The following is an 8,388-nucleotide window of genomic DNA, read 5'->3' on the forward strand; positions in this document are numbered from 1 at the left end:
TCTTGTATTGCGTGTCGTGTCAGCAGTTGAGCGGCAGCAGGATCTGAAACTCGGTGTGACCCGGACGGCTCTCCACTTCGATCATACCTTCGTGTTGTTGCACGAATGTCTGCGCGAGCGTCAGGCCAAGACCGCTGCCATCTTCGCGCCCCGATACGAGCGGATAGAAGATGCGCTCGCGGATCTCTTCGGGAATGCCGGGCCCGTTGTCAACGATATGCAAGTCCAGTGCCAGCTTGCAAAGACGTTTCGCGATCGTCACCTTGCGCGCGACGCGCGTGCGCAACTCGATGCGCGCATCGCCTTGCGAGATGCGTTCGCGCAACGCTTCGGCCGCGTTGCGCACGATGTTCAGCAGCGCCTGGATCAGTTGCTCCTTGTCGCCGCGAAGATCGGGCACGCTCACGTCGTAGTCGCGCTCGACCGTGAGTCCGCGCGGAAACTCCGCGAGAATCACGGCGCGCACGCGCTCGCACACTTCGTGAATGTTCACGTCGCCGACGATATGCGGATGACGATGCGGTTCGAGCAGCCGGTCGACGAGCGTCTGCAGCCGGTCCGATTCCTTGATGACGACCTGCGTGTACTCGCGCAGCTCGTCGCGCTCGCGCTCGCCGAGTTCGAATTCGAGCAGTTGCGCCGCGCCGCGAATGCCGCCGAGCGGATTCTTGATCTCATGCGCGAGATTGCGGATCAGCTGCTTGTTGACGGCCGTCAGATCGTGAATGCGCTCTTCGCGATCGGAGCGCAGGTGCCGCTCGTTCTCGAAGAGCTCGAGCAGCACGTAGTCTTGCGCGCTCTCCAGAAAGCCGACGACGGCATGCACATGCAGCGGCTCGTGACCGGGACGCTCGAGCACGGCATCGAGATGCGTCGCGTGAAAACGATGAGAGGCGATCGCGGCGATGGTCGCCGTCAGCTCCTCGCCGTTCGCGAAGATCTCGGGCCACGCCATCTGCGTCAGTTGCCGGCGCGACATTTCGAGCATCGATTCCGCCGACGGGTTCGCGAACGCGACACGCAGCGTTCGCTTGTCGAGCACGAGCACGACCGTCGGCAGCGCCTCGAAGCCCGGCAGCAAACCGGACTCGACGAGCTGCACATCGTCCGACAGCGCGTCGGAATGCCCTTTTCTGGCCTTGATCAGGTTCTTCAGTACCATCTTGCAGTCGGGTAGAGAGCGTTGCATGGGGCGGCAGCAAGCGCTCGAGCGCTGGCTTCCGCCGGCAGCGATGGTGAAGCGGGCTTCAGCGCACGCGGTTCAATACAGCAACATCGATCTGCAATACAACAGTCATCGCTTCGATCCAACAAAAAAGGGACGGCGCCGCCGTCCCTTCATGACCGATCGCAGCGTCGGGGCTACGCCTGCCCGCGCACGCGCAGGCAAGGCGCAGCGCCTCTTACAGCGAGTAGTACAGTTCGAATTCGACCGGGTGCGTGGTCATGCGCACGCGTTGCAGTTCGCCTTCCTTCAGTTCGAGGTAAGCGTCGAGCATCGCATCCGTGAACACGCCACCGCGCGTCAGGAATTCGCGATCCTTGTCGAGTGCTTCCAGCGCCTGGTCGAGGCCGGCACACACGGTCGGGATCTTTGCGTCTTCTTCCGGCGGCAGGTCGTACAGGTTCTTGTCCGCGGCTTCGCCCGGATGGATCTTGTTCTGCACGCCGTCCAGACCCGCCATCATCAGCGCGGAGAAACACAGGTACGGGTTCGCGAGCGGATCCGGGAAGCGCGTTTCGATACGGCGGCCCTTCGGATTCGCGACGTGCGGAATACGGATCGATGCCGAACGGTTGCGTGCCGAGTAAGCCAGCTTCACAGGCGCTTCGAAGTGCGGCACGAGACGCTTGTATGAGTTCGTACCCGGGTTCGTGATCGCGTTCAGCGCGCGAGCGTGCTTGATGATGCCGCCGATGTAGAACAGCGCGAATTCCGACAGGCCGGCATAGCCGTTGCCTGCGAACATGTTCTGGCCGTCCTTCCAGATCGACTGGTGAACGTGCATACCCGAACCGTTGTCGCCGACGATGGGCTTCGGCATGAACGTCGCCGTCTTGCCGTACGTGTGCGCGACGTTGTGGACGATGTACTTCAGCTGCTGCGTCCAGTCAGCGCGCTGAACCAGCGTCGAGAACTTCGTGCCGATTTCGTTCTGGCCCTGGCCCGCCACTTCGTGGTGGTGGACTTCGACGGGAATGCCGATCTGCTCGAGCAGCAGGCACATTTCCGAGCGGATGTCCTGGAACGTGTCGACGGGAGCGACCGGGAAGTAGCCGCCCTTCGTGCCCGGACGGTGGCCCGTGTTGCCGCCGTCGAATTCCTTGCCTGACGACCACGGTGCTTCTTCCGAGCCGATCTTGACGAAGCAGCCCGACTGGTCCGTGTTCCACTGGACCGAGTCGAAAATGAAGAATTCCGGTTCCGGACCGAAGAAGGCCGTGTCGCCGAGACCCGTGCTCTTCAGGTACGCTTCGGCGCGCTTCGCGAGCGAGCGCGGGTCGCGCTCGTAGCCCTTGCCGTCAGCCGGTTCGACGACGTCGCAGGTCAGCACGAGGGTCGACTCTTCGTAGAACGGGTCGATGTAGGCGGTGTTCGCGTCCGGCACGAGCAGCATGTCCGATGCTTCGATGCCCTTCCAGCCGGCAATCGAAGAACCGTCAAATGCATGGCCGCTTTCAAACTTGTCTTCGTCGAATGCCGACACCGGCACCGAAACGTGTTGCTCCTTGCCGCGCGTGTCGGTGAAACGGAAGTCGACAAACTTGACGTCCTCGTCCTTGACGAGTTGCATGACGTCGGCCACGGATTTACTCATAACCTATCTCCTGATTAACGAATTCGGCGGGTTGACCGCCGCCCAATCTAGCTGACCAGCCCCGACGCGTCCACCCCTCGAATACCGGCACTCGTGGGTTGACCGTTTCTGGCGTCGGGCCAGTTTGATCGGGACCATTAAAGCAGCTTCCATGCCATGTTTTTGCCGAGCACGTGCCGGCTCGTCGCAGCGCCAACGCCGACGCGCCTTTGCGGGGAATCAGCGCACACCGTTTGCGGGAATTGCGCGGCCAGAAACCGCGGTTTTGCACCATCGTCGTGCATTATAAAAACCCGCACCTGCTTAATAGACTATTTTGGTGCATGAAGCCCATTTTGCACCAGAATGAAGCACTGCCGCGTGCCGTCGACCGTCGCTTCCGATTGTGCGTCCCGGCGTGCGCGTGCTTGCTAGAATGATTTTTTGGCTCCGAGGAGATCTGCTGTCATGAGTACGCTCGAACAGTTGTACAGCCAGGCTGAAAAGCGCCGCGTCGAAAACCAGCTTCCGTATGCGGGCGCCGTCACGCCTGCCGAAGCGTTCGAGCTTCTGCAACTCGACCCGCGCACCCGCCTCGTCGACGTCCGCACGCGCGCCGAGCTCGATTGGGTCGGCCGCCCCGTCGTCGGCGACGGCCAGTATGCGCATGTCGAGTGGACGCGCTATCCGGGCGGCGTGCCGAATGTCGAGTTCATCGACCAACTGCGCCAGGTCGCGACACCCGATACGCCCGTGCTGTTCCTGTGCCGCAGCGCCGCCCGCTCGAAGCTCGCCGCGATTGCCGCCACGCAGGCCGGCTTCGCGAAGGCGCTGGATCTGCTCGAAGGCTTCGAAGGCGACAAGGATGGCCAGGGGCATCGCAAGACGGTATCGGGCTGGTGTTTCCGCGGCCTGCCGTGGATCGGCGCGTAAGACACTTACGACTCGAATACGAGAAACGAATACGAAGAAGCGAAGCCGACGGCTTCCCGGAATCACGCGGCGCACGGTGCTAACCGTGCGCCGCTTTTGTTTGCGTCGCTTGCGGTTCCATTTGAATCGTCCGCGCGCGATGTGACACGCGAATGATGTTCCTCAGAACGCGTGCGCCGCTCGCAGCGCCGATATCGCCTCGACGCGATCAGCCGCGCGGCTGCGCTTGTGCCATCGCCACCTCCGGCTCCACGATGTCGCCGCCGAGCAGATGCACGCCTTCGCGCAGCTTCACGAACGCCGCCGCGACGGCCTCGGGCTCGCCCTTCACGCCAAGATCGATGTGACGGCGCGCATAGATGCCGCCGCGCTCCGCATCGCCGACGCTCGGCAGGCTGAACACGCGCACGCCCGGAAAGTCGTGCTCGATCTTTTCCATCAACGGCGTCAGCGTCGACTCAGGCAATTCGAAAACCAGCAGCGACTTCTCTGCATGCGGCGTCGAGTGATGCAGATGCGCGTACTTCGTATCCAGCACCCACTCGATCATCGGCCACGCCATCACCGGAAAGCCGGGCACGAAATGGTGATCGCCGACAGAGAAGCCGGGAATCTTGTTGTAGCCGTTTGGAATGATCGACGCGCCGCGCGGAAACGTCCCCATGTTCAGACGATGCAGGTTCTCGGGCGAATTGAAATCGACGGGTGTCGGCGCGTTGGCGGGATGCATCTCGCGGATGCGCTCCTGGATCAGCACCTTCGCGTCCGGATGCAGTTCGAGCGGCACGGCGAGCGCGGCGGCCGCGCATTGGCGCGTGTGATCGTCGGGCGTCGCGCCGATGCCGCCCGTCGAGAACACGATATCGCCCGATGCGAACGAGCGGCGCAGCGTCGCCGTGATGCGGGCGGGATCGTCGCCGATATAGTCGGCCCATGAGAGCGACAGCCCGCGCGCGCTCAGAAGCTGGATAACTTTAGGCAGATGCTTGTCGACGCGCCTGCCCGACAGGATTTCATCGCCGATGATGATGACGCCAAATGCCATTGCAGCCTCTTGTCGAGTGTCAGTAGGAAATGCGCGCCGGGTCCCGCGCACCGTAAGGACCACCATCGTGTGGGCCATCGCGACCGTGATGACCGTTCGCGCCGTGCTCTTCAGCGCGCATCCGCTGCAGCGCGCGAAGGCAGTAGAAGCCGAACCACAGCGCCGTAAATACCAGGATGAAAGCATAGATCCAGATGGTCGCCGCGGTCATGACAGGAAACAGCACGATCAGCCAGACTGACGACGCCCAGATGAGCGTCGGCAGCGAGCCGAGCAGCCCGCTTGCCACGCCGATCAGCAGCAGCGGCAAACGATGCCGGCTCACCAGCGCGCGCCGCTCCTCGCTGCTCGCGTGCAGCGCGAGCGCGTCGTACGTCATCACGCGATACGTGAGCCAGCCCCACAGCAACGGCGGGATCAGCGCGAAAAAAGGAGGAATCAGCCACAAGGGCAGCGTGACCACGAGCACGACGAGGCACACGAGCGTCGTCCAGACGGCATGGACGAGGCTGCCGTACCACGTGCCGCCGCGCCGCATCTCCAGCCCGGCGAACTGACGCGCGGACAGATGCCGGATCACGGCGGGCATCGACAGCGTCGCGATCAGCAGCAGCACCGTCACGACGATGAGCGGGATCGCAACCGCGATCACGATAAACGGCGCAACAGCCGCATGCAGCGACGAAAAGCCGAGCCAGTCGAATAACCGGTAGAGCGTGGTCGTGAGCGGCCAGCCTTCGAGCCAGCCGCGCGTCGCGCCGATCAGCGTCTGCCAGGAAAACCAGAGGGCCACGCCCCACACGATCGCCGCCGCCGCAAACGGCATGAACGTCAGCCAGAGCATGCGCGGATGCAGCACGGAAGAAAGCGCGCGCCCAAACGAGCGCAAGAGGTCATTCATGCGAAGTCAGTGACGGTAGCCGGAACGCAGGGAAAAGAAGAAAACGTGGACAGGATAAACCACGTCGAGTTCGGACGGCGAATGCAGGACTTGCGGCGCGGACAGCAAGGCGCAGCAAGATACGTGCGCCGCTGCGCCGGATCGGGCGACGCACGCGAAGCGGACGACTACCGGGCGCGCGTGCGCTTCTGAAAAAGGCAATGGAGAAAGTGCGTCGACAGCGCGCGTCAGGCCGCGCGCCGCTGCTTCTTGCCGCCGATACGGTGCGCGATGCGCACGAACGCCAGCCAGTGTTGCGCCCAGAAGCCTTCGCCGTAGTGCCGGCCGCTGAGCTGATCGCGGATGCCCGTCGGCTCCATCTCGCGGCTCCACGATGCGCTGCCGAACATCATGTCCCACCACGGAAAGAGCACGCCGAAATTGCAGCCGTACTTCAAGCCTTCGTGGCCGTAGCCGATCGCGTGATGACGGCGGTGGAACGTCGGGCTGACGAGCAGCCGCTCGCCGAGCCAGCCGAAGTACATGCGAATGTTCGCGTGCTGCACGCTCTGTGCAAGATTCGTGACGGCGACCAGCACGACGAACTGCGACGGCGGCACGCCGATGAAGAGCGCGATGACCGCGAAGAAGCACGCTTGCAAAAGATCGTCGAGCAGATGGTTGCGGTCGTCGGCCCAGAGCGACATCTGCTGCTGGCTGTGGTGCACCGCGTGAAGTTCCCACCAGACGCCGATCCCGTGCTGCCCCCGGTGATACCAGTAGCCGGCGAAATCGAGCACCAGCAGATACATGATGAACGTGACGATCGGCTGCGTCGTCACGCCGGGCCACAGATTGTCGAGCGAGATGTTCGCGATGCCATGCAGGCGCAGCCAGCCTTGCACCGAGTCGAAAAACGGCTGCAGCGCGAAAAAGAAAAACAGGTTGAGAATGCCGAGCTTCGCGATCCACGTGTACAGCACGTCGACCCGCACCGCTTTGCGGTCCCTCCACTGCTCCACCGGCCGCAGCGCTTCGAGCGGCCGCAGCAGCGCGTACATCGCGAGCACTTCCAGCACGCCGACGATCACCCAGTAGAGGCTGTCGTACGTGTCTTCGTCGTAGTCCATCAGGTCGAAGCGAAACAGCAACGGCTGCACGACATCGACGTACAGCAGCGTCTGGATCGACGAGATGAAGCTATCGAGATTGGAAACGATCAGGTGGAACATGGTGCTCTTCGTCGCGTTCGGCCTACCGTGACTTTACCGCGTGGCTGCGCGGCTCGCAGGCGGGCGCTCAGGCAAGGCGCGCCGCCCGCGTCATGTGTCGCGTTACGCTCCGTTCGGCGCGGTGACGGGCGCGCGATCGAAGAAATAGATGCCGTGAGGCGAGCGGCCCACGGCGATCGTCTGGATCAGCTTGCGCGTGCTCAGGTCGATCACGCCGACGTGCTTCGCGAAACGGAACGTCACCCACAGATACCGTTTGTCCGCGGAAAGTTCCATGTCGTCCGGTCCCGGCATCAGGCCCGTGATGTCGCCGACGTTGGTGAGCGTGTCCTCGTCGATGATGCTGATCGTGCTCGCTACCCGGTTCGACACCGCGACGTGCTTGCCGTCGGCGAGCGAGCGGAAGTTGTGCGCGCCCTTGCCCGTCGTGATCGTCTTCACGACCTTCTGGTTTCTCCAGTCGACGACAGCCACATAGTCCGCCCCCGTCATGCCGACGAGCAGGTACTTGTCACCGGGCGTCATCCACAGGCCGGCCGGCACCTTGCCGACTTTCATCTTCCACTTGACCGTCTGAGTGGCGAGATCGACGGCTGCCAGTTCGCCCGACACCTGCAGCGTGATGAACACCGTCTTGCTGTCGTTCGTGAACGCGATGTGACTCGGCATCGCGGCGAGCGGCAGACGGTTCGCCAGCGTCATGTTGTGGCCGTCGTAGTGGTAAATGTCGAGCCGGTCGAGGCGCAGGCCCGTCGTCACGAGCCATTTGCGATCCGGCGAGAAACCGATCTGATACGGATCTTCGATGTTTTCGACCCAGCGCTGCAGCTTGCCCGTTTTCGGGTCGACGAACATCAGATTGTTCGACACCGAATTCGCGACGATCAGCGAGGAATTATCCGGCGTCGCCATCAGGTGATGCGGTTCCTTGCCGGTCGGCACGGTATCGATGACCTGACGTGTGGCTTCGTCGATCAGGCTCAGCGTGGCTTCGCCGGAATTGAGCACGATCACGTTGTTCGCATGAACTGCCGGGGAGAAGAAGCTTGCTGCCGCGACGAGCGCCGCGCCGGCTGCAAACGTGCTGGTCAAGCCGGGAAGGGAAAATTTGCGCATGGAAACTCACATCAGGGGAAGTCGCCATTGTAGAACGTTTGCACGGCCCAACGGTTGACCTGGATCGCGGAAAAACAGGCACTTGCGGCCGGTTGCCGCGAGGGTCTCGCGTGATCCGATGCGGGCATTTTTGCCGTTGGTGCGCTGCCCTGGACGTCGACGTTCGAATAGCGGGATCAATCCCATTTCTGCCTTTGAAAACTCCAATGCCGATCGCGAATGCGGCCATAAAACAGTGAATAAAACCCGATTAATCACGGTAGAGTCGAGATGTGGCGCGGTAGCGGTAGGTTCGGTTTGTCTGTTGCCGCCCCTTTCGTCTGGCGGTGCCCAAGTAACCTCGCCGTAGCCCCGTTTCCACACCCCGCTCATCGAACCGGACAT

At 62.6% G+C, this 8,388-nt stretch carries 9 protein-coding genes; 2 read left to right on the top strand and 7 right to left on the bottom strand.

What is annotated here, in order from left to right:
• Positions 1 to 19 precede the first annotated feature (19 nt).
• Both glnL and glnA read right to left on the bottom strand, forming a co-directional pair.
• Positions 20 to 1,162, bottom strand: coding sequence for a nitrogen regulation protein NR(II) (glnL, locus tag VSR68_RS17685; RefSeq protein ID WP_342941085.1), 1,143 nt, complete (start codon positions 1,160 to 1,162; stop codon positions 20 to 22).
• A 241-nt stretch (positions 1,163 to 1,403) separates the two neighbouring features.
• Positions 1,404 to 2,819 carry a type I glutamate--ammonia ligase gene (gene glnA / locus VSR68_RS17690; protein WP_342941066.1) on the bottom strand — a complete coding sequence of 472 codons (1,416 nt, stop codon included), beginning with the start codon at positions 2,817 to 2,819 and terminating at the stop codon, positions 1,404 to 1,406.
• Positions 2,820 to 3,266: 447 nt separating this feature from the next.
• Here glnA and VSR68_RS17695 point away from each other — a divergent pair, with 447 nt between their 5' ends.
• Positions 3,267 to 3,731 (top strand): rhodanese-like domain-containing protein, encoded by a 465-nt coding sequence (locus tag VSR68_RS17695; protein ID WP_342941067.1) that lies wholly within the window; start codon positions 3,267 to 3,269, stop codon positions 3,729 to 3,731.
• A gap of 208 nt (positions 3,732 to 3,939) precedes the next feature.
• Here VSR68_RS17695 and VSR68_RS17700 read toward each other — a convergent pair whose 3' ends face one another.
• Both VSR68_RS17700 and VSR68_RS17705 read right to left on the bottom strand, forming a co-directional pair.
• On the bottom strand, positions 3,940 to 4,776 hold the full coding sequence (locus VSR68_RS17700; RefSeq protein ID WP_342941068.1) for a competence/damage-inducible protein A: 837 nt from the start codon (positions 4,774 to 4,776) through the stop codon (positions 3,940 to 3,942).
• A 19-nt stretch (positions 4,777 to 4,795) separates the two neighbouring features.
• Entirely contained in the window at positions 4,796 to 5,677 is an 882-nt protein-coding gene (locus VSR68_RS17705) for an EI24 domain-containing protein (protein ID WP_342941069.1), read from the bottom strand.
• Between the two features lie 45 nt (positions 5,678 to 5,722).
• On the opposite strand from VSR68_RS17705, the gene VSR68_RS17710 reads away from it, so the two are divergent.
• Positions 5,723 to 5,869, top strand: a complete 147-nt coding sequence (locus VSR68_RS17710) for a hypothetical protein (RefSeq protein WP_342941070.1) — start codon at positions 5,723 to 5,725, stop codon at positions 5,867 to 5,869.
• A gap of 35 nt (positions 5,870 to 5,904) precedes the next feature.
• Here VSR68_RS17710 and VSR68_RS17715 read toward each other — a convergent pair whose 3' ends face one another.
• The 3 genes from VSR68_RS17715 to VSR68_RS17725 form a co-directional block, all read right to left on the bottom strand.
• A complete protein-coding gene (locus VSR68_RS17715; RefSeq protein WP_342941071.1) occupies positions 5,905 to 6,888 on the bottom strand; it encodes a sterol desaturase family protein in 984 nt (327 codons plus the stop codon).
• Positions 6,889 to 6,990: 102 nt separating this feature from the next.
• Positions 6,991 to 8,004: a beta-propeller fold lactonase family protein gene (locus tag VSR68_RS17720; RefSeq protein WP_342941072.1), complete on the bottom strand. Its 1,014-nt coding sequence runs from the start codon at positions 8,002 to 8,004 to the stop codon at positions 6,991 to 6,993.
• A gap of 6 nt (positions 8,005 to 8,010) precedes the next feature.
• Positions 8,011 to 8,388, bottom strand: a 378-nt coding sequence (locus tag VSR68_RS17725) for a hypothetical protein (RefSeq protein WP_342941073.1), incomplete at its 5' end; no start/stop codon positions are given.

The sequence above is a fragment of the Paraburkholderia phymatum genome, assembly GCF_038900715.1.
GTDB classification, from domain to species: domain Bacteria; phylum Pseudomonadota; class Gammaproteobacteria; order Burkholderiales; family Burkholderiaceae; genus Paraburkholderia; species Paraburkholderia phymatum_A.

Excerpts from the sequence above, each read along its gene's own strand:
- glnL (WP_342941085.1), bottom strand. The coding sequence starts at position 1,162 with ATGGTACTGAAGAACCTGATCAAGGCCAGAAAAGGGCATTCCGACGCG.
- glnA (WP_342941066.1), bottom strand. The coding sequence starts at position 2,819 with ATGAGTAAATCCGTGGCCGACGTCATGCAACTCGTCAAGGACGAGGAC.
- VSR68_RS17695 (WP_342941067.1), top strand. The coding sequence starts at position 3,267 with ATGAGTACGCTCGAACAGTTGTACAGCCAGGCTGAAAAGCGCCGCGTC.
- VSR68_RS17700 (WP_342941068.1), bottom strand. The coding sequence starts at position 4,776 with ATGGCATTTGGCGTCATCATCATCGGCGATGAAATCCTGTCGGGCAGG.
- VSR68_RS17705 (WP_342941069.1), bottom strand. The coding sequence starts at position 5,677 with ATGAATGACCTCTTGCGCTCGTTTGGGCGCGCGCTTTCTTCCGTGCTG.
- VSR68_RS17715 (WP_342941071.1), bottom strand. The coding sequence starts at position 6,888 with ATGTTCCACCTGATCGTTTCCAATCTCGATAGCTTCATCTCGTCGATC.
- VSR68_RS17720 (WP_342941072.1), bottom strand. The coding sequence starts at position 8,004 with ATGCGCAAATTTTCCCTTCCCGGCTTGACCAGCACGTTTGCAGCCGGC.